General features: G+C 69.7%; 20 protein-coding genes. 18 read left to right on the top strand and 2 right to left on the bottom strand.

Going from position 1 to position 25855, the window contains the following annotated elements; all coding sequences use genetic code 11:
* Positions 1-76 precede the first annotated feature (76 nt).
* Complete coding sequence (locus ISN75_RS00335) at positions 77-1759, bottom strand: LTA synthase family protein (RefSeq protein WP_343203586.1); 1683 nt, start codon at positions 1757-1759, stop codon at positions 77-79.
* 246 nt (positions 1760-2005) lie between these two features.
* On the opposite strand from ISN75_RS00335, the gene ISN75_RS00330 reads away from it, so the two are divergent.
* On the top strand, positions 2006-3991 hold the full coding sequence (locus tag ISN75_RS00330) for a bifunctional 2',3'-cyclic-nucleotide 2'-phosphodiesterase/3'-nucleotidase (protein ID WP_168648970.1): 1986 nt from the start codon (positions 2006-2008) through the stop codon (positions 3989-3991).
* Between the two features lie 225 nt (positions 3992-4216).
* On the opposite strand, the gene ISN75_RS00325 is transcribed toward ISN75_RS00330, so the two are convergent.
* The gene (locus tag ISN75_RS00325) at positions 4217-4744 is read right to left on the bottom strand and encodes a DUF2501 domain-containing protein (protein WP_168648971.1); all 528 of its coding nucleotides are present in this window, start codon (positions 4742-4744) and stop codon (positions 4217-4219) included.
* Between the two features lie 134 nt (positions 4745-4878).
* Here ISN75_RS00325 and ISN75_RS00320 point away from each other — a divergent pair, with 134 nt between their 5' ends.
* The 17 genes from ISN75_RS00320 to ISN75_RS00240 all read left to right on the top strand — a co-directional run bounded on the left by ISN75_RS00320 (position 4879) and on the right by ISN75_RS00240 (position 25817).
* Entirely contained in the window at positions 4879-5028 is a 150-nt protein-coding gene (locus tag ISN75_RS00320) for a hypothetical protein (protein WP_167254870.1), read from the top strand.
* A gap of 181 nt (positions 5029-5209) precedes the next feature.
* Positions 5210-6274, top strand: coding sequence for a homoserine dehydrogenase (locus tag ISN75_RS00315; protein WP_167255391.1), 1065 nt, complete (start codon positions 5210-5212; stop codon positions 6272-6274).
* Positions 6275-6303: 29 nt separating this feature from the next.
* Positions 6304-7260 (top strand): homoserine kinase, encoded by a 957-nt coding sequence (locus ISN75_RS00310; RefSeq protein WP_423385114.1) that lies wholly within the window; start codon positions 6304-6306, stop codon positions 7258-7260.
* The gene (gene thrC / locus ISN75_RS00305; protein ID WP_168648972.1) at positions 7257-8585 is read left to right on the top strand and encodes a threonine synthase; all 1329 of its coding nucleotides are present in this window, start codon (positions 7257-7259) and stop codon (positions 8583-8585) included. Before ISN75_RS00310 ends, thrC begins: the two co-directional genes overlap by 4 nt.
* 702 nt (positions 8586-9287) lie before the next feature.
* On the top strand, positions 9288-10895 hold the full coding sequence (locus tag ISN75_RS00300; protein ID WP_343819284.1) for a 2-isopropylmalate synthase: 1608 nt from the start codon (positions 9288-9290) through the stop codon (positions 10893-10895).
* Positions 10892-11833 (top strand): branched-chain amino acid transaminase, encoded by a 942-nt coding sequence (locus ISN75_RS00295; protein ID WP_168648974.1) that lies wholly within the window; start codon positions 10892-10894, stop codon positions 11831-11833. Before ISN75_RS00300 ends, ISN75_RS00295 begins: the two co-directional genes overlap by 4 nt.
* Positions 11830-13242 (top strand): 3-isopropylmalate dehydratase large subunit, encoded by a 1413-nt coding sequence (gene leuC, locus ISN75_RS00290; protein WP_167254860.1) that lies wholly within the window; start codon positions 11830-11832, stop codon positions 13240-13242. The genes ISN75_RS00295 and leuC overlap by 4 nt, the downstream gene beginning before the upstream one ends.
* 101 nt (positions 13243-13343) lie before the next feature.
* A complete protein-coding gene (leuD, locus tag ISN75_RS00285) occupies positions 13344-13928 on the top strand; it encodes a 3-isopropylmalate dehydratase small subunit (protein ID WP_167254858.1) in 585 nt (194 codons plus the stop codon).
* Positions 13925-15022, top strand: coding sequence for a 3-isopropylmalate dehydrogenase (gene leuB, locus ISN75_RS00280; protein ID WP_167254856.1), 1098 nt, complete (start codon positions 13925-13927; stop codon positions 15020-15022). Before leuD ends, leuB begins: the two co-directional genes overlap by 4 nt.
* A 183-nt stretch (positions 15023-15205) precedes the next feature.
* On the top strand, positions 15206-16927 hold the full coding sequence (locus ISN75_RS00275) for a dihydroxy-acid dehydratase (RefSeq protein WP_167254854.1): 1722 nt from the start codon (positions 15206-15208) through the stop codon (positions 16925-16927).
* A complete protein-coding gene (gene ilvC, locus ISN75_RS00270; protein ID WP_167254852.1) occupies positions 16924-17952 on the top strand; it encodes a ketol-acid reductoisomerase in 1029 nt (342 codons plus the stop codon). The genes ISN75_RS00275 and ilvC overlap by 4 nt, the downstream gene beginning before the upstream one ends.
* Before the next feature lie 62 nt (positions 17953-18014).
* On the top strand, positions 18015-19892 hold the full coding sequence (gene ilvB / locus ISN75_RS00265) for a biosynthetic-type acetolactate synthase large subunit (protein ID WP_423385113.1): 1878 nt from the start codon (positions 18015-18017) through the stop codon (positions 19890-19892).
* Positions 19893-19902: 10 nt separating this feature from the next.
* Complete coding sequence (gene ilvN / locus ISN75_RS00260) at positions 19903-20151, top strand: acetolactate synthase small subunit (protein ID WP_167254850.1); 249 nt, start codon at positions 19903-19905, stop codon at positions 20149-20151.
* Positions 20148-21731 carry a threonine ammonia-lyase, biosynthetic gene (ilvA, locus tag ISN75_RS00255; protein ID WP_343819285.1) on the top strand — a complete coding sequence of 528 codons (1584 nt, stop codon included), beginning with the start codon at positions 20148-20150 and terminating at the stop codon, positions 21729-21731. Before ilvN ends, ilvA begins: the two co-directional genes overlap by 4 nt.
* Positions 21732-21891: 160 nt before the next feature.
* A complete protein-coding gene (locus tag ISN75_RS00250) occupies positions 21892-23865 on the top strand; it encodes a S8 family peptidase (protein ID WP_343819286.1) in 1974 nt (657 codons plus the stop codon).
* Positions 23866-24237: 372 nt separating this feature from the next.
* Positions 24238-24798, top strand: a complete 561-nt coding sequence (locus ISN75_RS00245) for an RNA polymerase sigma factor (RefSeq protein ID WP_168648977.1) — start codon at positions 24238-24240, stop codon at positions 24796-24798.
* On the top strand, positions 24795-25817 hold the full coding sequence (locus tag ISN75_RS00240) for a FecR family protein (RefSeq protein WP_167254842.1): 1023 nt from the start codon (positions 24795-24797) through the stop codon (positions 25815-25817). The genes ISN75_RS00245 and ISN75_RS00240 overlap by 4 nt, the downstream gene beginning before the upstream one ends.
* Positions 25818-25855: the final 38 nt, after the last annotated feature.

Genomic DNA, 25855 nt, shown 5'->3' with positions numbered 1-25855 from the left:
AGGCGAACCCCAACATCGGCACGTTCAAACGCATCGCATCGTTGGGGTTCGCCTGCGGCTCACCCCAACCTACGCCTTACTCTTCGTACACGTGCAGGTGGTTGAAGGTCCACGCGTGGTACGACTTGACCAGGTCCTGGTCGATGCAGTCGGTGTACAGGCCCTTGCAGCGCTCGCGCAGCACCGTGGCCGCGGAGAAGTACGGATCCATCGGCACGCCCGCCGCCTGCAGCACCATGTTCGGCAGGTGGGCGATGTCGAGCATCGGGTAGTTCGGCAGCGTCCGGCCCGGCACGTTGCTCTTGATCATGTAGTAGGACAGATAGTCCTTGTACGGCTGCAGCGCCGGCGGCCAGCTGCGCTCCATCTGGCGGATCAGGCCGTTGAACGAGGGCTGGTGGTCGCCGAAGTGCATCAGCACGGTGGGCTCTGGGCGATTGAGAAAGGCCTTCTCCAGCTGCGCCATCGCGGCATCCGAGTTGTGCAGGTTGGAGAGATAGGTGTTGAAGTTCAGCGCCGGCTTCTCCGCCAGGCCTTTCAGCAGCGGACGGTTGAACGGCGCCGGCAGGGTGGACAGCGGGTCCATGTCGTGCGGCCCGTGCTGGGCCAGGGTCAGGATCATCACGAACACCGGCTGGCCCGGCTTCTTCACCTTGTCGTAGACGCGCTTGGCGGCGTCGAACATCTGCGCGTCGGTTTCCTCCCACTCGTCCAGCCCCAGGTCCTTGGCGTCGTAGAACTGGTCGAAGCCATAGGCCGTGTACGCGTTGCGGCCGTTGAGGAAGGCGCCGTTGGTGGGGTAGATCGCCACGGTGAGGTAGCCCAGGCGCTGCAGCTGCTGCGGCAGCGAGTCGCGCACGTGCGGCGCCAGCACGTAGGGCGCGTACATGCCGCCGGGACCGAAGATGTCCTGCGGCATGCCGGTGAGCACGGCGAATTCGCTGACCCAGGTGCCGCCGCCGAAGGTGTGCACGCGCAAGGGGCCGTGGGCCAGCGTGTACTTGTCCGGCTTGAACATCTGCACGCGGCACTGCGGCACGTTGCACACGGTGAAATTGGACGGGTCGAAGGTGCTTTCCTCCAGCACCTGCACAATGTCCGGATACGGCGGCTCCGCCGCGCCGTGGCCGCCGTGCGCGGTGGCGCTCCACTCCTGCTCGGCCAGGGTGTCGTCGGTCATCGGCGGCAGCGCGACGTTGGAGTCCTGCAGGTTGACGAAGAAGTTGGTGAGCTGGGCGTCGTCCGACAGCTTCTGCCACGCATTGCGCGCATGCACCTGGGCGAACGGGCCGTTCGGCAGCAGGCAGACCCAGAACGCCAGCGCGCAGGCCGCCGCGCCGCCGACGCGCACGGCCAGCGCCTTGGGCCGCGACAAGCCGTTCAACATGCGCCGGTCGCCGCGCCATACCAGCCACAGGCCCAGCGGCACCAGCACCGCCACGCCCAGGCTCAGTTCCCACAGGTGCGGGTAGTGGGCCAGGGTTTCGACCAGGCTGGAACGCAGGTAATAGACGAAGTCCGACGGCATCAGCGGCGCGTCGAGGTATTGCTGCTTTATTTCCGAAATGAAATCCAGGCCCAGGAACAGCGCGCCGGTCACCACCAGCGCCATGGCCACGCGCGCGAACGCGAACAGCAGCACGCCGCAGGTGCACAGCATCAGCGCAAAGACGAAGCTCTGCTGCTGCAGCACGGGTTCCTGGCCGGCGGTGGCGCGCACGCAGCCGGCGAAGAACAAGGTGGCACACAGCCACGCCACGCTGTTCCGCGTGAAGCGAAACGACCATCTCTGCATGTTGCGTTGGCCCCCTGTTCCGGCCGGTCCGTCATCAGGGCGCCATCTTACGTTCTCATTTCTTTCACAGACAGAACCAGAGGTAACAGGCAGCCCGCGCCGCGCAAGGGTTCAGCCGGCGTTGCCCGGTGCCCATGCGGGGCCGAGGCATCGCCCGCCATGCCGATCTGCTAGCTTGCGCGGCTTGCTTTGGTCCGTAGGGAATCCACCATGCCGCTCCGCCAGCTCCCCCTCGCCGCCCTGACCGCCGTGCTGCTCGCCGGCTGCGCCGCCCAGGGCGCCCGCACCGACCGCGTGCCGGACGGCAGCCACGCCCAGGTGGCGATCCTGGAGACCACCGACATCCACTCCAACGTGCTGAGCTACGACTATTACAAGCTCAAGCCGGATGCCACGGTGGGCTACGAGCGCACCGCCACCTTGATCCGCCAGGCCCGCCAGCAGTATCCGAACAGCTTTCTGTTCGACAGCGGCGACACCATCCAGGGCAGCGTGCTGGCCGACTACGAAGCCCAGGTGAAGCCGGTCGGCTGCAAGCAGGAGCTGTCGATCTACGCCGCCATGGACGCCATCGGCTACGACGGCGGCACCGCCGGCAACCACGAGTTCAACTACGGCCTGCCGTTCCTGTCGCAGGCCACCGGCACGCCGATGAACGTCGACGGCGGCCGCAGCGACCGCTGCGCCGGCCCGCATTTCCCGCTGGTGCTGGCCAATGTGTTCAGCGCGCGCGACGGCGCGCCGATCTTCAAGCCGTGGACGGTGGTGGAGAAGACCATCCAGGTCGACACGCCCGGCGGCGGCAAGCGCGCCGTGCCGCTGCGCGTGGGCATCATCGGCTTCACCCCGCCGCCGATCCTGGAATGGGACAAGCAGAACCTGGAAGGCAAGGTCACCGTGACGGGCGTGGTGGAAGCGGCGAAGAAATACCTGCCGGAACTGCAGGCCCAGCATCCGGACCTGATCGTGGCGGTGCTGCACGGCGGCCTCAACACGGCCACCTATACCTCCGACATGGAAAACGGCGGCTGGTACCTGGCCGCCGTGCCCGGCATCGACGTGCTGCTGCTGGGCCATTCGCACACCGAATTCCCCGGCCCGCACTACCAGGACATGCAGGACGTGGACGCCCGGCGCGGCTTCGTGCGCGGCGTGCCGGCGGTGATGGGCGGCTTCTTCGGCAAGGACCTGGGCGTGGTCGAGCTGGCGCTGGCGCGCCGCGACGGCCGCTGGACGGTCGACAAGGAGCACACCCACAGCGAAGTGCGCCCGATCTGCCCGAAGAAGAACGAATGCGTGGCGGCCGACCCCGCCATCGCCCCGCTGGTGGCCCAGGCGCATGCGGCGGCCGTGGCGCACGTGAGCACGCCGATCGGCGAGACGCGCCTGCGGCTGAGCAGCTATTTCGCCGACGTGGGCAATATGACGGCGCTTTCGGTGGTCAACGCCGCCGAGCGCGACTACGTGCAGGCCGAGCTGCCCAAGACCCATCCGGAACTGGCCAAGGTGCCGGTGGTGGCCTCGGCCGCCGCCTTCCGCACCGGCTTCGGCGGCCCGGACGACTACACCGACGTGCCGGCCGGCCCCTTGAGCCTGCGCAGCGCCGCGGACCTGTATTTCTATCCGAACACCCTGGCCGCGGTGAAAACCGACGGCGCGGGCCTGAAGGCGTGGCTGGAGAAGTCGGCCGAGCGCTTCCGCCAGATCGACCCGTCCGCCACCGCCGAACAGCCGCTGCTCAACGACCGCATGCCCGGCTACAACTTCGACCAGCTGCAAGGCGACATCAGCTATGTGATCGACGTGACCAAGCCGGCCGGCGCACGCATCGTCGACTTGCGCTGGAAGGGCAAGAAGGTGGATCCGCAGCAGCCCTTCGTCATCGTGACCAACAACTACCGCGCCAGCGGCGGCGGCAATTTCCCGGGCCTGGACGGCAAGAACATCGTGCTGGCGGCGCCGGACGGCACGCGCGAGATCCTGGCCAAGTGGCTGGAGCGCCAGCGCACGCTGGATGCGAAGGCCTTGCCGAAGCGGTCCTGGCGCTTCGCGCCGGTGAAGACGCGCGGCCCGGTGGTGTTCAAGGGCGCGGCCGGTAAGGAAGCGGAGGCGCGCGAGGCCGGGGTGAAGAACCTGCGGCAGGTGAAGGACAACGGGGACGGGACGGCGGTGTACGCGATCGACCTGTCCAAATAAACCGCCACCTGCCCCCTCTCCCCGCCGGGGAGAGGGCTGGGGTGAGGGGGACCTACGGAGCGGTGAAGCAGCAACGCAAAAGCAGGCGTCACTTCGTCGATACCTCGTGGCAAGCACCCGCCCCTCATCCGGCTGCCGCCACCTTCCTCGCTCCTCGATGCAGAGCACATCCATGTGCTCTCCCCGCGTGCTCCCCGGCGGGGAGAAGGGTTTCACCAGGCAGCACTACATCCCCAAAAACGACTTGCCCTGCTTCAGCACCGTGTCGCACACCTTGGTGGTGATCTGCGACTTCAGGTCGCTGGAACCGCCGCCCACGCTGGACAGGTCCAGGCTCTTGCCATTGCTGCCCTGCAGGATGCCCTTGGCGCCGCTGAGATAGCTCGGATCGCGGCTGGGATCGCCGCCCGCCGGCTGGCTGGAGTTCTTCTTTTTCTTGCCCATCAGCCCGCCCAGCACGTCGCCGCCCGAGGCCGCCTCGCCGCTGGTGGAGGCGCCGCCGCCGGCACCGAGCTTGCCCATCAGCTGGTCCTTGATGCCCGAGGCGCCGGAATCGCCGCCGAGGTAGTTGTTCTTCACGCAGTACTGCAGCAGGCCGGCGACGTTGCCCATGCTGCCGGAGCTCATCGAGCTGCCGCCTCCGCCCAGCAGTCCGCCGAGCTTGCCTAGGTCCTGCGCGCTGCCGGTGCCGCAGGCCAAGGCCAGGCAACACGCCAGGCCGCTGGCGGCGAAGCCGCGGGTGCGCTTGTTCATGGGGATCGCTCCTTGTTGTTGAGTCCGCGGGATTCAACACCGCGCCTCGTTACGCGGGTGTCACTGCGGCCTGCTCCTAAAGTTTCAGTTGCACCTGTTGACTGCGGTGCAGCATGGCCCGTATGGTCGGTCGCATGTCGCCGATTGCTTCCTCCATCCGCATGCTTTCCAACCCGGTCCTCACCGGGCGCATGCCGCTGGCCGGCGCCATCGCTTCCTCCGCCACGATTATTACCACCGGTACCGGTACCACCGGCCACGGGTGGGTGTCCGCGCGCGAGTAGCTTCATCACACGCAACGGCCCCGCCCCTCGAAGAGGCGGGCCGGGCCACTCCGAACCGCCAAGCGAGAGACGGGGCTCCCAACCCAAGGAGACCTCCGTGAACGCCCTCGCCCCACAACTGGAACATCCCAAACACCCCGTGCTTGCCCGGGCGCTGCCGACGACCACTCCACGCCGCCGCATGCTGGCCGTGGGTCTGATCGGCCCCGGTCGTGTCGGCAGCGCCCTGCTCACTCAATTGCGTGCGGCGCAGACGCGCCTTTCCGAAGCCGGCCTGGAACTGAAGCTGTGCGGCGTGGCCGCCAGCAAGCGCATGTGGCTGGACTGCGACGACCCCGACCTCAACCGCCGCTGCGACCGCGCCCAGACCTGGCGCCCCGCCGACCTGCGCCAGTTCGCGCGCCACGTGCTCGGCGAAGGCGGCCGCCACGCCATGCTGATCGACTGCAGCGCCAACGATGAAGTGGCCGCGCACTACGCCGGCTGGCTCGCCGAAGGCGTGCACGTGGTCACCCCCAACAAGCTCGCCGGCAGCGGCCCGCTGGAGCGCTGGCAGGCGATCCGCGCGGCCAGCCATGCCGGCGCGCGCTTCCGCTACGAAGCCACCGTCTGCGCCGGCCTGCCGGTGGTGCAGACGCTGCGCGACCTGCTCGACACCGGCGATGAGCTGCTCGCCGTCGACGGCATGTTCTCCGGCACGCTGGCCTGGCTGTGCAACCGCCACGACGGCGGCCGCCCGTTCTCCGCGCTGGTGCGCGAGGCGCATGCGCTGGGCTATACCGAACCCGATCCGCGCGACGACCTGTCCGGCCTGGACGTGGCGCGCAAGCTGGTGATCCTGGCCCGCGAAGCCGGCTGGGCGCTGTCGCTGGACGAGGTGAACGTGCAGAGCCTGGTGCCGGCGGAACTGGCCGCGCTGGACCCCGAAGCCTTCATGGCGCGCCTGCACGAACTGGACGCGCCCATGGCCGCGCAGCTGGCCATCGCCCGCGCCGAGGGCGGCGTGCTGCGCCACGTCGCCAGCCTGGACCGCGACGGCCGCGCCAGCGTGAAGCTGGCCGTGCTGCCCGCGTCCCACCCTTTCGCGCACACGCGCCTGACCGACAACGTGGTGCAATTCACCACGCGCCGTTACCACGATAATCCGCTGCTGGTGCAGGGACCGGGCGCCGGGCCGGAAGTGACGGCCGCGGGCGTGTTCGGCGACCTGCTGCGCATCGCCGAGTCGCTGGAGGCGCGCGCATGAACGCCCAACTTGCCCGATCACCGGAACCGATGGCCCGCTCTCCCCAACGCGCTCTTTCCGCCCAGGCCCTGGCGCCGGCCAGCGTCGGCAACGTCGGCGTCGGCTTCGACGTGCTCGGCCACAGCCTCGCCGGCGCCGGCGACCGCGCCACGGTGCGCCGCATCGAAGAACCGGTGGTGCGCATCGCCGCCATCGAAGGCGTGGTGGTCGACCTGCCGCTGGACGCCGCGCAGAACACCGCCGGCATGGCGCTGATGGCGCTGCGCAAGGCGCTGGGGCTGCGCCACGGCTTCGAGCTGGTGCTGCACAAGGGCATCGCGCTGGGTTCGGGCATGGGCGGCTCGGCCTCGTCCTGCGTGGCCGCGCTGGTGGCCGCCAACGCGCTGCTGGAACGCCCGCTGCCGATGGAAGCGCTGTACGGCTTCGCGCTGGAAGGCGAGGCCGTGGCCAGCGGCGGCCGCCACGGCGACAACGTCGGCCCCATGCTGCTCGGCGGCCTGGTGCTGGCCACGCGCGACCGCCTGGTGCGCGTGCCGGTGCCGGAGGCCTGGCATTGCGCCCTGGTCCATCCGCACATGGTGCTGGAGACGCGCAAGGCGCGCGCCGCGCTGGCCGGCGCCTACCAGCTGGGCGAATTCGTCGCGCAGAGCGCCAATCTCTCGCTCACCCTGGCCGGCTGCTGGCAGGGCGATGCGGCGCTGGTGCGCGAAGGCTTGAACGACGTGCTGGTGGAACCGCGCCGCGCACCGCTGATCCCGGGCTTTGCGCGGGTGAAGCAGGCGGCGATGGATCACCGCGCCATGGGCGCCAGCATTTCCGGCGCCGGTCCCAGCGTGTTCGGCTGGTTCGAACGCCGCGAAGAAGCCCAGGCCGCGGCGGCCGCGATGGCCGCGGCCTTCGCCGAAGCGGGCCTGGACAGCGACACCCTGGTCTCGCCCGTCGCCGGGCCGGCCGCCGCATTGATCGACGTGGAGCGCAAGGCATGAGTGAACCGCTGCTCTATCACAGCACCCGCGGCGCCGCGGAAGGCGCCGGCATCGGCGAGGCGATCGCCGCGGGCCTCGCACCCGATGGGGGCCTGTACGTGCCGGAAGCGCTGCCCAGCCTCAAGCCGGGCGACTTCGACGCGCAGGGCAGCCTCGCCGACACCGCCGCGCGCCTGCTGCGCCCGTTCTTCGCCGGCCATGCGCTGGCCGCCGAACTGCCGGCCATCTGCGCCGAGGCCTTCGCCTTCGACGCGCCGCTGCGCCCGCTGCCGCAGCACCCCGGCGCCGCCATGCTGGAGCTGTTCCACGGCCCCAGCGCCGCGTTCAAGGATTTCGGCGCCCGCTTTCTCGCCAGCTGTTTCCGCCGCCTGCGCCATGCGGGCGAGCCGCCGCTGACGATCCTGGTCGCCACCTCCGGCGATACCGGCGCGGCGGTGGCCGCCGCGTTCCACCGGCAGCCGGGCGTGGAGGTGGTGATCCTCTATCCCGACGGGCTGGTCTCGCCGCGCCAGGCGCACCAGCTGGGCTGCTTCGGCGACAACGTGCGCGCGCTGCGCGTGGCCGGCCGCTTCGACGACTGCCAGCGCATGGTCAAGGCCGCGCTCAACGACAAGGCGCTGCAGGCGCAGCGGCCGCTGTCGTCCGCCAACAGCATCAGCCTCGGCCGCCTGCTGCCGCAGATGGCCTACTACGCGCACGCTTCGCTGCGCTGGTGGCACGAGCACGGCCGCCCGCTCAACTTCGTGGTGCCCACCGGCAATCTCGGCAATGCGCTCGCCGCGGTGTGGGTGCGCGAGATGGGACTGCCGGTCGGCGCCATCGAGCTGGCCTGCAATGCCAACGAGACGCTGCCGGATTACTTCGCCGGCGCTGCGTACGCGCCGCGCGCCGCGGTCGCGACGCTGGCCAATGCGATGGACGTGGGCGCGCCCAGCAACTTCGAGCGGCTGCGCTGGACCTTCCCCTACGACACGGACCTGCGCCAGCAGCTTTCCTCGCACAGCGTGGACGACCAGACCATCCGCGCCACCGTGCGCAGCCACGCCGCGCATGGCGAAGTGTTCTGCCCGCACACCGCTACCGCCATGCACCGGCTCGACCTTCGCGCGGACCGGGCCGACTGGGCCGTGGTGGCCACCGCGCATCCGGCCAAATTCGAAAGCGTCATCGAACCGCTGATCGGGCAGACCGTGCCCTTGCCGCCCGCACTGGCCGCCATGCTCGGCCGGCCGGCGCATGCCGAAGCGCTGGAAGCCAGCGACGAGGGGCTGAAGGCATGGCTGCTGGATGGAGCCGCGCCGCGGCAGGCGCGCCGGCTGGGTTGAATGTCCGGGCGAACGCGCGAGGCGGACGCATGGGCGAACTGCAACCTTGGTTCTGCTGACCGGTGAGGGCGTCGGCACGCCCCGGCGGCCTCACCCGATGTACGCGATCGACCGCTTTTTGTGCCCCGCCGCAAGCGCTTTTCGCCCCGGTAAAGTTGGCCTCGAATGACTCCGTACGCCACTGCATGGTCTTGCATGCAGCTCGACGTACCAGTGGACGCAAAGCGCTGAAATGCGTCGACTTACTTGTCGACCTTCGATGCGATATGTAGGAATGGTCTGATTTCCAGGCTTTTCCTCGATCCATGCGCATCCACGAAATCACCACGAATAATCGCGCTCTCATCGCATCCAGCCATCTGGACGTCCAAATGTGATCGAGCAAACTTTTTTCGATCATTACACAAGAAACTGTTGACACGCCCCGACGAGCCCCGTTAGGGTCGATGACATGTCGCATCGCAACACCACCGCCAGCATCGCCGAAAGGACCCGCCCTCCAGCGGTTCACGGCCTGCTGCGGCTCCGCGGCAACCTCCTTCTTGCCCTTGTACTCGTACTCCTTATTACCAACGGAGGTGCGGGCTGAGGGCGTGTGTCCAGGTAAAGCAAGACTGACCTGAATACTCCTAAAGAACCCCGCACCCGAACAGGATGCGGGGTTTTTTGTTGCCCTCGGCCCAGCACCGCAACGGAGCCGACATGACCAACGACACCCAGCACAGCAACGACAGCAGCGAGGACGGCGTAGTAGCCGACGACCGCGTGCGCATCTTCGACACCACCCTGCGCGACGGCGAACAGGCGCCCGGCTTCGGCATGGACCGCCGCGCCAAGCTGCGCATGGCGCATGCGCTCGAAGCGCTGGGCGTGGACGTGATGGAAGCGGGCTTCCCGCAGGCGTCGCCGGACGACTTCGCCGCCGTCGCCGAGATCGCCAGGTCCGTGCGCCACTCCACCGTCTGCGCGCTGGCGCGCTGCCAGACGGCGGATATCGACACCGCCGGCCGCGCGCTGGAAGCCGCGCAGCACTCGCGCATCCACGTGTTCCTGTCGACCAGCCCGCTGCACCGCGAGCACAAGCTGGGCATGAGCAAGCAGCAGGTGATCGACACCGCCATCGCCGCCGTCGAGCGCGCGAAGGCCTTGTGCCACGAAGTGGAGTTCTCCGCCGAAGACGCCATGCGCACCGAGCCCGATTACCTGGCCGAAGTGTTCAGCGCCGCGATCGCCGCCGGCGCCACCACGGTCAACGCACCGGACACGGTCGGCTACGTCACCCCCGCGGAAATCGCCGAACGCTTCGCCTACCTGCGCAAGCACGTGAAGGGCGCCGAGCGCGTGGTGTTCTCCTCGCACTGCCACGACGACCTCGGCATGGCGGTGGCCAACAGCCTCGCCGCGGTGAGCGCCGGCGCGCGGCAGATCGAATGCACCATCAACGGCATCGGCGAGCGCGCCGGCAATGCCTCGCTGGAAGAAGTGGTGATGGCACTGCGCGTGCGCGGCCCCTACTTCGGCGTGGATTCGCGCATCGACGCGCGCCGCCTGGTGCAGACCTCGCGCCTGCTGACCCAGCTCACCGGCCAGGCCGTGCCGCGCAACAAGGCCATCGTCGGCGACAACGCCTTCGCGCACGAATCGGGCATCCACCAGCACGGCATGCTCAAGCACCGCGACACCTACGAAATCATGCGTCCGCAGGACGTCGGCATGGGCGAGACCAAGCTGGTGCTGGGCAAGCATTCCGGCCGCCACGCGCTGCGCTCGCGCCTGCAGTCGCTGGGCCACAGCCCGGAAGAAGCCGCGATGGACGAGATCTTCGCGCGCTTCAAGACGCTGGCCGACAAGAAGCGCGAGATCCACGACGAAGACCTGGAAGCGCTGGCGCTGGGCCAGGACCCGGATGCCGCCGGCCCCTGGCGCATCGTGCAGCTCAATTCCACCTCGCACCTGGGCGGCAGCGCGTCCGCCTCGGTGCGCCTGGCCCACGACGACGGCCGCGAGGTCGGCGAAGCCGCGATCGGCGACGGCCCGGTCGACGCCGTGCTGCGCGCCATCGAGCGCGCCACCGGCACCGGCCTGGAGCTGACCCAGTTCCAGGTGCGCGCCGTCAGCGAAGGCGGCGACGCCCAGGGCCAGGCCCAGCTCACCGCGCGCCACGCCGCGCGCGACTGGCGCGGCAACGGCGTCAGCACCGACATCGTCGAGGCCACCGCGCTGGCCGCGCTTTCCATCGTCAACCGCATCGAGCGGCAGGCCGCCCCGACCGCCGCCGCGCAACCGCAAGTCCAAGGAGCCACCGCATGACCACGCCCTTTCTCTGGCACAACGGCCAGATCAAGCCGTGGACCGAAGCCACGGTCCACGTCAGCACCCACGCGCTGCACTACGGCTCCTCCGTGTTCGAAGGCGAGCGCGTGTACGCCACGCCGCTGGGCCCGGCCTATTTCCGCCTGGCCGACCACACCCGCCGCCTGTTCGAGTCGGCGCGCGTGTACGAGATCGAGATCGGCTACAGCGAAGACGAGATCAACGCCGCCTGCATGGAAGTGATCCGCGCCAACCGCATGAGTTCAGCCTACGTGCGCCCGATCGTGTTCCGCGGCGCGGGCGGCCTGGGCGTGCTGGCCAAGCCCGGCGCGCCGGTGGACGTGGCGATCATGGCGATGGAATGGGGCGCCTATCTCGGCGATGCGCGCGAGCACGGCGCCGACGTGTGCGTGTCCTCCTGGCAGCGCCCCGCGCCGAACACCGTGCCGAGCTGGGCCAAGGCCGGCGGCAATTACCTGAGCAGCCAGCTGATCGGCCTGGAAGCGCGCCGCGGCGGCTACGCCGAAGGCATCGCGCTCGGCCACAACGGCCTGCTGAGCGAGGGCGCCGGCGAAAACGTGTTCGTGGTGAAGAACGGCAAGCTGCTCACGCCTCCGACCAGCGCCGGCATCCTGGCCGGCATCACCCGCGACACCGTGATGACGCTGGCGGAAGACCTGGGCATCAAGGTCGAGGAACGCGACCTGCCGCGCGAAGCGCTGTACACCGCCGACGAAGTGTTCATGACCGGCACCGCCGCCGAGATCACCCCCGTGCGCTCGGTCGACCGCAAGCCGGTCGGCACCGGCCGCCCCGGCCCGGTCACCCGCGCCCTGCAGGACGCCTTCTTCGGCCTGTTCGACGGCACCACGGACGACCGCTGGGGCTGGCTGACGCCGGTGCACACGCAAGCCACCGAGCAGGTGGCCGCATGAGCGCGCGCACCCTGTTCGAGAAATTGTGGGATGCGCATGTCGTCGCGCCCGAAACCGCCGACACGCCGGCCATCCTGTACATCGACCTGCACCTGGTGCACGAAGTCACGTCGCCGCAGGCCTTCAGCGAACTGCGCGAGCGCGGCCTGAAACTGCGCCGCGCCGACCGCACCCTGGCCACGCTGGATCACTCCACGCCCACGCTGCCCGCGAACGACAAGGGCGAGCGCCCCTACGCCAACGAGGAAGCGAAAGCCCAGGTCGCCCAGCTGGAAGCGAACTGCCGCGAGTTCGGCGTCGAGCTGCACGGCTGGGACAGCAGCGAGCGCGGCATCGTGCACGTGATCGGCCCGGAGCTGGGCGCGACCCAGCCGGGCATGACCATCGTCTGCGGCGACAGCCACACCTCCACGCACGGTGCGTTCGGCGCGCTGGCGTTCGGCATCGGCACCACCGAAGTCGGCCACGTGATGGCCACGCAATGCCTGCTGCAGCGCAAGCCCAGGACGCTGGCCATCCACGTCGACGGCCAGCTGCCCAAGGGCGTGGGCGCGAAGGACCTGATCCTGCACATCATCGGCGAGATCGGCGTCGACGGCGGCACCGGCCACGTCATCGAATACCGCGGCGAAGCCATCGAGGCGCTGTCGATGGACGAGCGCATGACGGTGTGCAACATGTCGATCGAAGCCGGCGCGCGCGCTGGCCTGATCGCGCCGGACGAGGTCACCTTCGATTGGCTGAAGGGCCGTCCGCGCGTGCCGCAAGGCGCCGCCTGGGACGCTGCCGTTGCCAAGTGGCGCGCGCTGCGCACCGACGCCGGCGCCAGCTACGACCGCGAAGTGCGCATCGACGCCAGCAAGGTCAAGCCCACCGTCACCTACGGCACCCATCCGGGCATGGCCATCGCCATGGACGTGCCGGTACCCGCCGCACGCACCGCGCAGGAAACCCGCGCGCTGGACTACATGCGCGCGCAGCCGGGCAAGCCGATGCAGGGCACGCCGGTGGATGTCGTCTTCATCGGCAGCTGCACCAACTCGCGCCTGTCGGATCTGCGCGAGGCGGCCGAGATCCTGCGCGGCCGCCGCATCGCCGACGGCGTGCGCATGCTGGTGGTACCGGGCTCCGAAGCGGTGCGCCGCGATGCCGAGCGCGAAGGCCTGCACCAGGTGTTCACCGCGGCCGGCGCCGAGTGGCGCGTGCCGGGCTGCTCGATGTGCATCGCCATGAACGGCGACCTGGCGCAACCGGGCCAGCTGGTGGTGAGCACCTCCAACCGCAACTTCGAAGGCCGCCAGGGCAAGGGCGCGCGCACCGTGCTGGCCAGCCCCGCCACCGCCGCCGCCTCCGCCCTGGCCGGTTCCATCGCCGACCCGCGCGAATACCTGGTGGAGGCTGCCGCGTGATTTCGATGTGCGCTACCGCGAGCACCCGCCCCTCATCCGCCCCTTCGGGGCACCTTCTCCCCGGCGGGGAGAAGGGCATCTGTCCTTCGGGAGTTTATTGAATGAAGCCCGTCACCCGCCTCCATTCCCGCACCGCCGTGCTGGCCGACGAGAACATCGACACCGACCGCATCATCCCGGCGCGCTTCCTCACCACCACCGAGCGCGCCGGCCTGGGCAAGCTGTGCTTCAACGACTGGCGCTACCTGCCGGACGGCAGCGACAACCCGGCCTTCCCGCTCAACCAGCCGCAGGCCAAGGGCTGCGCCATCCTGGTCGCCGGCCGCAACTTCGGCTGCGGTTCCTCGCGCGAACACGCGCCGTGGGCGCTGCTGGACTACGGCATCCAGGCCGTGCTGTGCAGCGAGATCGCCGACATCTTCCGCAACAACGCGCTGAAGAACGGCCTGCTGGCCATCGTGGTGTCCGAAGCCGAGCACCACTGGCTGCTGACCCACCCCGGCACCGAGCTGACCATCGATGTGCAAGGCCAGTACATCGCCCTGCCCGATGGCGGCCGCATCCCGTTCCAGCTCGAACCCTTCGCCCGCCATTGCCTGCTGAACGGCGTCGACCAGCTCGGCTACCTGCTGCAGCACGCCGACGCCATCGCCCACTACGAACAGCATCTGGAGCAAGCCGCATGAAAGCCCGCATCGTCACCCTGCCCGGCGACGGCGTCGGTCCGGAAGTCACCGCCGCCGCCGTTGCCGTGCTGGAAGCCGTCGCCGCCCATTACGAGCACAGCTTCGAGTACGAGGAACACCTGATCGGCGGCTGCGCCATCGACGCCACCGGCGAGCCGCTGCCGGCCGATGCGCTGGCCGCGTGCCAGTCCGCCGACGCGGTGCTGCTGGGCGCGGTGGGCGGGCCGAAGTGGTCCGACCCGTCCGCGCCGGTGCGCCCCGAGCAGGGCCTGCTGGCGCTGCGCGCGGCGCTGGGCGTCTACGCCAACCTGCGTCCGCTGCAGGTGCATCCGGCGCTGACCGCGCTGTCGCCGCTGAAGGACGACAAGCTGCGCAACGTGGACGTGCTGTTCGTGCGCGAACTCACCGGCGGCGCCTACTTCGGCGCCAAGACGCGCACCGCCGACACCGCCACCGACGAGTGCAAGTACACCGTGGCCGAAGTCGAGCGCGTGGTGCGGCGCGCCTTCGAGCTGGCGCGCGGCCGCCGCCACAAGGTCACCTCGGTGGACAAGGCCAACGTGCTGGAAACCTCGCGCCTGTGGCGCAGCACGGTGCAGCGCATCGCCGCCGACTATCCGGACGTGAAACTCGAACACCAGCTGGTCGACTCCATGGCCATGCTGCTGCTGACCCAGCCGGCCAGCTACGACGTGGTGGTCACCGAGAACCTGTTCGGCGACATCCTCACCGACGAAGCCGCAGCGCTGGCCGGTTCGCTGGGCCTGCTGCCCTCGGCCTCGCTGGGCGAAGGCGCGCGCGGCCTGTACGAGCCGATCCACGGCTCCGCGCCGGACATCGCCGGCAAGGGCGTGGCCAACCCGGTCGGCGCGATCCTGTCCACCGCCATGCTGCTGCGCCACTCGCTGGGCCTGGAAGAAGAAGCCGGCGCGGTGGAAGCGGCCGTGGAGCACGTGCTGCAGCACGGCCCGCGCAGCCGCGACATCGGCGGCGACGCCGGCACCGCGGCGATCCGCGCAGCGGTGGTCGCGGCGCTGGACGAGCACGTCGCCAACTCGGAAGCCTTTTTCAGCGGAGCGCGCGCGTGCGGCTAACGGCTGCCCGCGCGGCTTCCGTGCCGCCTGCTTCCCCCTGCGCGCGGCGGGATATGAGGGCGTCGCTCACTCCGCCCCGAGTGAACGCCACTCCCCGCGCCCTGTCCCGCGTGCCCCTGCGCGCAGGGGGAGCAACCTGCTGTAGAGCAACCCGTTGTCATGCCATCCGGAGCGTTTCTTTCCATGCGCAGTGATCTCATCAAGACCGGCGCCGACCGCGCCCCCGCGCGCGCGATGCTGCGCGCCACCGGGCTGGACGACGGCGCCATCGCCAAGCCGCTGGTGGCGGTGGTGCATACCTGGTCCAACGTCAGCCCCTGCAATCTCAACCTGCGCGAACTGGCCGAGCACGTGGCCGAAGGCATCCGCGCCGCCGGCGGCACGCCGGTGGAGTTCAACACCATCGCGGTCACCGACGGCATCGCCATGGGCACGCCCGGCATGCGCGCCTCGCTGATCAGCCGCGAAGTGATCACCGACTCGATCGAGCTGGCCGTCGACGGCCACTGCCTCGACGCGATGGTGGTGCTGTGCGGCTGCGACAAGACCATCCCCGCCGCTGCCATGGCCATGGCGCGCCTGGATATCCCGGCGGTGGCGCTGTACGGCGGCACCATCGCGCACGGCACGCACGACCAGCACCCGATCACCATCCAGCAGGTGTTCGAAGCGGTCGGCGCGCACGGCGCGGGCAAGATCGACGACGCCGAACTGGCCTCGGTCGAGCGCGACGCCTGCCCCGGCGCAGGCGCCTGCGGCGGCCAGTTCACCGCCAACACCATGGCCATGGTGCTGACCACGCTGGGCCTGTCGCCGATGGGCTTCAACGACATTCCCGCCACGCATCCGGCCAAGGCCGCCGCCGCGCGCCGCTGCGGCGAGCTGGTGATGGACTGCCTGCGCGAGCAGCGCACGCCGCGCGGCTTGATCAACCGCACTTCGCTGCGCAATGCCGCGCGCATGGTCGCCGCCACCGCCGGCTCCACCAATGCGGTGCTGCATCTGCTGGCGATCGCGCGCGAGGCCGGCGCGCCGTGGACGCTGGAGGATTTCGAGCCGGCCTCCGTGCATACGCCGGTGATCGCCGACCTGCTGCCCGGCGGCCGCTACACCGCGGTGGAAATGTTCGGCGCCGGCGGCGCCGCGCGCGTGGCGCAGGAACTGATTGCTGCGGACATGCTGGAAGACGCCCCCACCGTCACCGGCCGCAGCCTGTTCGAGGAAGCCGCGGCGGCGCCGCGCGCGGCGGAGCAGGACGTGATCCTGCCGGTCGCCCGGCCGCTCAAGCCGCGCGGCGGCTATTCCATCCTGTACGGCAACCTCGCGCCGGAAGGCTGCATCCTGAAGATTCCCGGTAAGAGCGGTGCCGGCAAGGGCGCCACGCATTTCGAAGGCACCGCCCGCGTGTTCGAGAGCGAGGAGCAGGCCTTCGCCGCCGTGCAGCAAGGCCGCATCGCCAAGGGCGACGTGATCGTGATCCGCAACGAAGGCCCGGCAGGCGGCCCCGGCATGCGCGAGATGCTCGGCGTCACCGCCGCGCTGATCGGCCGCGGCCTGGGCGACGACGTCGCGCTGATCACCGACGGCCGCTTCTCCGGCGCCACCCACGGTTTCATGGTCGGCCACATGGCGCCCGAAGCCGTGCGCGGCGGCCCGATCGCGCTGCTGCGCGACGGCGACCGCATCCGCATCGACGCCGGCCTGCGCGCCATCGAAACCGACGCGGACCTGGCCGAGCGCCGCAAGCACTGGACCGCGCCCGCACCGAAAGTCACCACCGGCGCCCTGGCCAAGTACGCGCGCCTGGTCGGTTCCGCCTCCGACGGCGCCAACACCCATCCGAACACCGCTGTCTCCACCCCCACACACGTTCAAGTCACCGCTACCGAAGGAGTCACCGCATGAGCAGCACCACTTCCAACCCGACGCTGGCCAACGCCCGCATCGCCGTGCTCGGCTACGGCAGCCAGGGCCGCGCGCACGCCCTCAACCTGCGCGACTCCGGCCTCGACGTCGTGGTCGGCCTGCGCAAGGGCGGCCCCTCGTGGGAGCGCGCCACCGCCGAAGGCTTCAAGGTGGCCGAGCCGGGCGACGCCGTGCGCGGCGCCGACCTGGTCGCGGTGCTGACGCCCGACATGGTGCAGCCGGCGCTGTACAAGGAATCGATCGAGCCGAACATCAAGGCCGGCGCGGCCCTGCTGTTCGCGCACGGCTTCAACGTGCACTTCAAGCAGATCGCCCCGCGCGAGGACATCGACGTGATCCTGGTCGCGCCCAAGGGCCCGGGCGCGCTGGTGCGCCGTGAATACGAGATCGGCCGCGGCGTACCCAGCATCTGGGCGATCCACCAGGACGTCACCGGCGAGGCCGAAGCCAAGGCCAAGGCCTATGCCGACGGCATCGGCGGCGGCCGCGCCCTGCTGATCAAGACCGACTTCAAGGAAGAGACCGAGACGGATCTGTTCGGCGAGCAGGCCGTGCTGTGCGGCGGCGCCAGCTCGCTGGTGCAGGCCGGCTTCGAGACCCTGGTGGAAGCCGGCTACCAGCCGGAGATCGCCTACTACGAAGTGCTGCACGAGCTGAAGCTGATCGTGGACCTGTTCTACGAAGGCGGCATCGCGCGCATGCTGGAATTCGTCTCCGAGACCGCGCAGTACGGCGACTACGTCAGCGGCCCGCGCGTGATCGACGCCGGCACCAAGGCGCGCATGAAGGACGTGCTCACCGACATCCAGGACGGCACCTTCGCGCGCAACTGGATCGCCGAGTACCAGGCCGGCCTGCCCAACTACAAGCGCTTCAAGCAGGCGGACCTGGAGCATCCGATCGAGCAGGTCGGCGCCAAGCTGCGCGCGCGCATGTCCTGGCTGCAGGCCGGCGCCGCCGCGGCCGGCAAGCCCGCCGCCGAGCCGCTGAAGAAAACCGGCTGAACCGCCCCGCCCCTCGCCGCGACGGCGAGGGGTTTTCACTTGCCATGAGGATTCGCGACACCATGAACGCCCTGCTGCCGGACATCGCCGACGCCACGCACGCCGACGACGCCACCCATCCCCTCAACGCGCTGCGCATGAGCGGCGCCGAGGTGGTGGTCCAGGTCCTGGCCGACGAGGGCGTGGACGTGCTGTTCGGCTACTCCGGCGGCGCCATCCTGCCGGTGTACGACGCGGTGTTCCGCTACAACGCCACGCATATCGGACCCAGCGGCGGCGAACCGATGCCGCTGATCGTGCCGGCCAACGAGCAGGGCGCGGGCTTCATGGCCGCCGGCTATGCGCGCGCTTCGGGCAAGGTGGGCGTGGCTATCGTCACCTCCGGCCCCGGCGCCACCAATATGGTGACGCCGGTGCGCGACTCGATGTCCGATTCGGTGCCGATGGTGGTGCTGTGCGGCCAGGTGCCGACCACCGCGATCGGGTCCGATGCGTTCCAGGAAGCGCCGATCGCCAACATCATGAGTGCCTGCGCCAAGCACGTGTTCCTGGTCACCGACGCCGAAAAACTCGAAGCCACCCTGCGCACCGCCTTCGAGATCGCGCGCAGCGGCCGCCCGGGGCCGGTGGTGGTGGATATCCCGAAAGACGTGCAGAACACCTTGCTGCCCTTCCACGGCGAAGGCCTGCTGCCGATGCCGGGCTATCGCGCGCGGCTGGAACGGCTGGAGCAGTCGGTGCTGGACGACGCGCAGTGCGCGGCCTTCTTCGAAGCGCTGGCGCAGTCGAAGCGTCCGCTGATCTATGCCGGCGGCGGCACCATCGCCTCCGGTGCTTCCGCCGAGCTGCGCGCCTTCGTGGCCGACTACGGCCTGCCCGTCACCACCACCCTGATGGGCATCGGCGCCTACGACACCACCGAGCCGCTGGCCCTGCACATGCTGGGCATGCACGGCACGGCGTATGCCAACTACGCGGTGGAGGATTGCGACTTCCTGTTCACCCTGGGCGCGCGCTTCGACGACCGCGTGGCCGGCGTGCCGGACAAGTTCGCGCCGCAGGCGAAGTTCATCGCGCAGATCGACATCGACCCGGCCGAGATCGGCAAGGTCAAGACGGTCCACTGGCACCACACCGGCGACCTCTCCCGCACGCTGGCGCAGCTGCGCGCCTGGGGCGAGCGCCACGGCTGGCGCGAGAAGCTGTCCGAACGCTACGCACCGTGGCATCGCCACGTGGCGGACCTGAAACACACGCACGCGCTGGACTACGACCGCGCCAGCCCGCTGATCCAACCCTATGCGGTGATCGAAGAGATCAACCGCCACACCCGGGGCCATGCGGTGATCAGCACCGGCGTCGGCCAGCACCAGATGTGGGCGGCGCAGTATTTCGATTTCCGCGAGCCGCGCCATTGGCTGAGCTCCGGCTCGATGGGCACCATGGGCTTCGGCCTGCCCGCGGCGATCGGCGCGCAGTTCGCGCGGCCCGGCGCGGTGGTGATCGATATCGACGGCGACGCCAGCATCCGCATGAACCTGGGCGAGCTGGAAACCGTCACCACCTACGGCCTGCCGGTGAAGGTGGTGGTGCTCAACAATATCGGCGACGGCATGGTGAGGCAGTGGCAGAAGCTGTTCTTCCGCGGCCGCTTCGCCTCCTCCGACAAGAGCCTGCACCGCAAGGACTTCATCAAGGCCGCGCAGGCCGACGGCTTCGAATGGGCGCGCCGCCTGGAGCGCAAGGAAGAACTGGCCGCCACCATCGCCGACTTCCTCGCCCACCCGGGCCCGGCCTTCCTGGAAGTGATGATCGACCCCGATGCCGGCGTGTATCCGATGGTCGGCCCCGGCGCCACCTACGCGCAGATGATCACCGGCGACCACATCGCCTCGCGCCAGTCGGTGCAGGCCGACGGCGCCGCCAGCGACATGTTCTGACGAGATACTCATGAAACACACGCTTTCCATTCTGCTGCAGAACGAGGCCGGCGCCCTGGTGCGCGTGGCCGGGCTGTTTTCCGCGCGCGGCTTCAATATCGATTCGCTCACCGTGGCCGCCACGCAGGACCCGGCCGTCTCGCAGCTCACCCTGGTGATGCACGGCGCCGACGAGGCGGTGGACCAGCTGATCAAGCAGGCGCGCAAGCTGGTGGACGTGATCGAAGTCAGCCATCCCGCCGCGGAAGCCCTGCAGTGAATGCGGTGGCCGCCGACCGGCCGCCGGCGGAAGACGCAGACCACGACCTGCTGCGGCGCACGCTCGCTTCGCGCGTCTACGAAGTGGCGCGCGAATCCGCGCTGGAAGCGGCGCCGCTGCTGTCCGAGCGCATCGGCCAGCAGGTGCTGCTCAAGCGCGAAGACCAGCAGCCGGTGTTCTCCTTCAAGCTGCGCGGCGCCTACAACAAGATGGTGGGCCTGGATGCCGCGCAACGCGCGCGCGGCGTGATCGCCGCTTCCGCCGGCAACCATGCGCAGGGCGTGGCCCTGGCCGCGGCGAAGCTCGGCCTGCGCGCGGTGATCGTGATGCCGGTGACCGCGCCGCAGGTAAAGATCGACGCGGTGCGCCGCCTCGGCGGCAGCTGGGTGGAAGTGGTGCTGGCCGGCGATTCCTACAGCGACGCGCAGGCCGAAGCCGCGCGCCTGGAACAACAGCACGGCTACACCTTCGTGCATCCCTTCGACGACCCGGCCGTGATCGCCGGCCAGGCCACCGTGGGCATGGAGATCCTGCGCCAGCATCCGGGCCCGCTGCATGCCGTGTTCGTGCCGGTGGGCGGTGGCGGCCTGCTGGCCGGCGTGGCGGCGTACATCAAGGCGCTGCGGCCCGAAGTGAAGGTGATCGGCGTGCAGACGGTCGATTCCGACGCCATGGCGCAGTCGCTGGAACAGGGCGAGCGCGTGACGCTGGACGAAGTCGGCCTGTTCGCCGACGGCACCGCGGTCAAGCGCGTGGGCGCGGAAACCTTCGCGCTGTGCCAGCGCCACGTGGACGCCATGCTGCGCGTCGACACCGACGCCATCTGCGCGGCGATCCGCGACGTGTTCCAGGAAACCCGCTGCGTGCCGGAACCCTCCGGTGCGCTCGCCCTGGCGGGCCTCAAGCAATACGCCGCCACGCACGATCTGCACGACGCCACCCTCGTCGCCATCGTCTCCGGCGCCAACCTCAACTTCGACCGCCTGCGCTTCGTCGCCGAGCGCGCCGAAGTGGGCGAGCAGCGCGAGGCGGTGTTCGCCGTCACCATTCCGGAAGAACGCGGCAGCTTCCGCCGCTTCTGCGCCACGCTGGGCCAGCGCTCGATCACCGAGTTCAACTACCGCATCGGCGATGCGGCGAACGCGCATATCTTCGTCGGCATCCAGATCCGCCAGCGCGACGAGCGCGAGGCGCTGACCGCCGCCTTCGCCGCCGAAGGCTTCGGCGTGCTCGACCTGACCGACGATGAACTGGCCAAGCTGCACCTGCGCCACATGATCGGCGGCAGCTCGCCGCTGGCGCGCGATGAATTGCTGTACCGCTTCGAGTTCCCCGAACGCCCGGGTGCGCTCACGCGTTTCCTCGGCCATATGCATCCGGACTGGAACATCAGCCTGTTCCATTACCGCAATCACGGTGCGGATTACGGCCGCATCCTGGTCGGCATCCAGGTGCCGGCGGATGAGCGGGCGATGTTCCAGCAGTTCCTGGCCCAGTTGGGTTACCCCTGCCGCGACGAGAGCGGCAACCCCGCGTATCGGCTGTTGCTGCGCGACGCGACGCATCCGGCCGCGGCATAAACCCGAGTTTTTCGTCCTCGCACCGGTCACCCGGATACCGGCATGCATGCCGGACATCGGTCTTGGTGTCTCCCTGTCGCCCGATGCACGGCAAGGCGGGTTCGCCGTCATCTGATATCGGCGAGGCCGCTCCCGCCTCGTCTCGATACGGGGAACTCCCATGCCAAGAATCGATGCCCTTGCGCTCGCGCTGCTGGTCTCCACGGCGCTCGGCGGCACTGCTCACGCCCAGCAGCTGCGCGGCGACAACGCGCCGCCTGGACTGTCCGCGCTGGAACGCTCCACCGGCACCAATGCCAAGCTCGACAACGCGCTGCTGCGCATCAAGCGGCAAGCTGCGGCCCTGACTTCCACCGGCCGCTCGGCCACCGCACGGCCGGCCAGCGCAGAACCCCATGTCACGGTCGACATCGTGGCGAAGGGCGACGTGGCCGCCGTGCGTACGCAGCTGGAAGCGCTGGGCTTCGAAACCGGCGCCGTCTACCGCAACGACATCGGCGGGCGCCTGCCCGTTTCGAAGATCGACCAGGCAGCGGCGCTCCCCGGCGTGCTGACCATCAGCGTGCCGGAGAAGCGCACCCGCGCCGGCCTGGTGAACTCGCAAGGAGACTCCGCGCAGCGCAGCAAGGCATTGCGCGAAACCGGACGGATCCGCCTGGCAGCCGCAGACGCCGCCGCGCTCACTGCCATAGACGGCAGCGGCCTGACCATCGGCGTGATTTCCGACAGTTTCGACTGCCAGGCCGGCCAGGCCGAAGACATCGCCAACGGCGACCTGCCGGCGCGTATCACCGTGGTCAAGGAGTCGAGCGACTGCCTCGGTTCCGGCTCGGACGAAGGCCGCGCGATGGCGCAGATCATCCACGACGTGGCGCCCGGCGCGAGCATCGCTTTCTATTCGCCCGACACGCTGGCCGACTTCGCCCGGGGCATCAAGACGCTGGCCTTGCCCACCGACCAGACCGATGAGCATGGCCGCCGCGGCGCGGGTGCGCGGATCATCGTCGACGACCTGGGCTTCTTTAACGAGCCGCTCTACCAGACCGGCCTTGCCGGCGCCGCCATCGACGAGGTCGTCCGCACGCATGGCGCCGCTTATTTCACCGCCGGCGGCAACGACGCCAACCGCGGCCGGGCCGCGTACGACAACAACCACGCCAGCTTCGCCAACGCCGCCGTTCAGCGCGGCGATGGCGGCTTACGTGCGCCGTTCAACCTCGGCGAACGCCTGCTCGACTTCGATCCGGGCAGCGCCACCACGCTGGAGAACCTGCCCATCACCGTCAGAGCGCGCTCGACCACCATCATCGGCGTGTACTGGGATCAGCCCATGACCTCGCCCAATGCCAGCAGCTCGCTCAACCTCTGCCTCGGCGACCAGCGGGGCAAACCGATCCGGGCCGGCCTGTGCACGGGCCGCTCCGTGATCGGCCAGCCGGCGCAGCTGCGCCTCAACATCACCAATCCGGGAGCAGCCTACCGGGGCACGCTGCGCCTGGGGCTCGCCGACGGTCCGGCACCGGCGCGGGTGCATCTGATCGTGCAGGCCGGCGGCTCCACCATCGACAGCCACGGCACCGATACCGGCACGCTCTACGGGCATACCCTGTCGGCGAACGCCATGACCCTGGGCGCCGCCGACTATTTCCGCACGCCGTACTGCAACTCCGTCCGGCAGACGGCCATGCTGGAATCGTTTTCCTCCGCCGGCGGCACGCCGCTGCTGTTCGACAACGACGGCGCGGCATTGGCGGACGCCGCCGTCCCGCGCAAGCCGGACTTCGTCGCCCCCGATGGCGTGACCACCACCTTCTTCGGCCAGTCCAGCGCGAACGCCGGTGCGGACGAGGCGGACGTCGCCGACTGCCGCACCTATCCGGATTATCTGTCGTACCACTTCTACGGCACCTCGGCCGCGGCCCCGCATGCCGCCGCCGTCGCCGCCCTGCTGTGGCAGGCCGAACCCACCGCCACGGTGGCCGACCTGTACCAAGCCATGCAGGCCTCGTCGCTCGACATGGCGGGCGCGGGTTTCGACCACCGCTCCGGCCACGGCTTCATCCAGGCCGACCAGGCCCTGGTCCACCTGCGCGAGAAGCTGGACGCCGCCAGCGCCGGGCAGAAAACGCCCTGACCCCCGCCACCCGCCTCCCGGCATCCGCCCGGGAGGTAGGGGGTTTCCTCGTCCTTGCGTTTATCTCCTCAGGTGACCGGAAAAATCCCGGTGGATTTTGCCGTAGCCGTCCGTCGCCTCCGGGCGCGGGCGGCGCGGCGCCGATTTCCCTCTGGTGCCCCCGGAGGGGAGCGCAAGACGCACGGATCGCGGATTGTGGGCCTCGTCCTCCCCTGAAACGAGGCCAAACCCTGGCAACAGGGGCTACCCCCCTCCCTCGTGCTTGGGCACGGGGGAGGGGTTTTACCCACGCTGGCGCGGTCTCCGAGCGAGGTAGCCTTGAACAATTGCGATACTCTGGCCCTCGGGGGTTTCCGCGTACGGAATCAGGGTATGGGTGGAAGTTCGGCCGACGGCGAACAGCCGGGTCGCCAGGTGGGAAATGCACTGCGTTTCGACAGCTTCGTGCGCGAGCAGCGCCAGTCCCTGCTGGCCTTCCTGCGCCGCCGCGTGTCGTCCGAAGAAGACGCGCAGGACATCGCCCAGGAAAGCCTGGTCCGCCTGATCCGCTATCGCGAACATGCCCCGGAGTCCTGGAGTTCGCTGCTGTACCGCATCGCCATCAATGCGCTGAACGACCGCGCCCGCCGCGCGCAGACGCATTACCAGCACGACCACATCAGCCTGGACGAGCACGCGCACGGCCTGGTCTCCGACGACCAGGACCACGACCAGCGCATCGCCAACCAGCAGGAGCTCGCGCGCCTGCAGCAGGCCCTGCTCGGACTCCCCTCGCGCTGCCGCGAGATCTATCTGCTCAATCGCATCGAAGGCATGAGTTACCCGGAAATCGCAAAGCACTGCGGCATCTCGGTCAAGGCCGTGGAAAAAAACATCAGCAAGGCGCTTGCGCTGCTGCGCAAGAAGCTGGGCGACAGGGGGCAGGCCGGATGAACGCCAACCAAGCAGATTCACCCCGCGACTGTCCCACCAGCGCCGAAAGCTGGCTGGCCCGCCTGCACGCACCGGACTGCGGTCCCGCCGAACGCGCCGCGTTCGAGCATTGGCGCGCGCAGCACCCGGACCATGCGCAGGCCTATGCCCAGGCCGAGCGCCTGCACGCCAACGCCGCCCTGCTCGCCGGCGACCCGCTGCTGCGCGCCGCGAGCCTGGCCGCGCGCCGCCGTACCGCGGCGCGGCGCGACCAGCGGCGCCTGCTGGCGCGGCTGTTGCCGATGGCGGTGGCGGCCTCGGTGCTGCTGGCCTTCGGCGTGCCGTACCTGCTGCGCGGCACGCACGTCGACCATGGCGGCTTCTCGCGCCGCTACGCCAGCGCCACCGAGCTGCCGCGCAGGCTGACCCTGGACGACGGCACGCGGATGATCCTGGATGCCGACTCCACCGTGACCACGCATTTCGACGCGCAGCGCCGCCTGGTGACGCTGGAGCGCGGGCGCGCCGAATTCGCCGTCGCGCACGCGGCGGCGCCGTTCGAAGTGCATGCCGGCGGTAATGTGATCCGCGATACCGGCACTGTGTTCCAGGTAAGCAAGGAGCGCGACGCCGTGGTGGTGGGCCTGCTCGCCGGCTCGGTGGAAGTCACCCATGGCCAGCAGACCCAGGCGCTGTCGCCCGCGCAGCAGCTGCGCATCGCCGCCGACGGCAGCAGCGCCGTGGTCGGCGCGCTGGACACCCAGGCCGCGCAGGCCTGGGGCCAGGGCGAGCTGGTGTTCCGCGAGCGCCGGCTGGATTCGCTGCTGGCCGAGATGAACCGCTATTCCGACACCAAGCTGCTGCTGGGCGACCAGCGCCTGGCCGACCTGCGCATCAGCGGCAGCTTCCACGCCGGCGACCAGCAGGCCCTGGTCAAGGCGCTGGACGCCGGCTGGGGCCTGCGCGCGGTGACCACCGGCAGCCATGAGCTGACGCTTTACCCCGGATCGCCCTCGAACGCCGGAGGCGCGCGCCGCTGAGTAGCCCGCTGCGTCCCGCGTTGCCGCAACCCCGGCGC

Origin of the sequence: Dyella marensis (genome assembly GCF_049532885.1) — a bacterium.
Classification (GTDB): Bacteria; Pseudomonadota; Gammaproteobacteria; order Xanthomonadales; family Rhodanobacteraceae; genus Dyella_D; species Dyella_D marensis.
The sequence above is the reverse complement of the archived record's forward strand: the minus strand, read 5'-3'. Positions and strand labels throughout refer to the sequence as shown.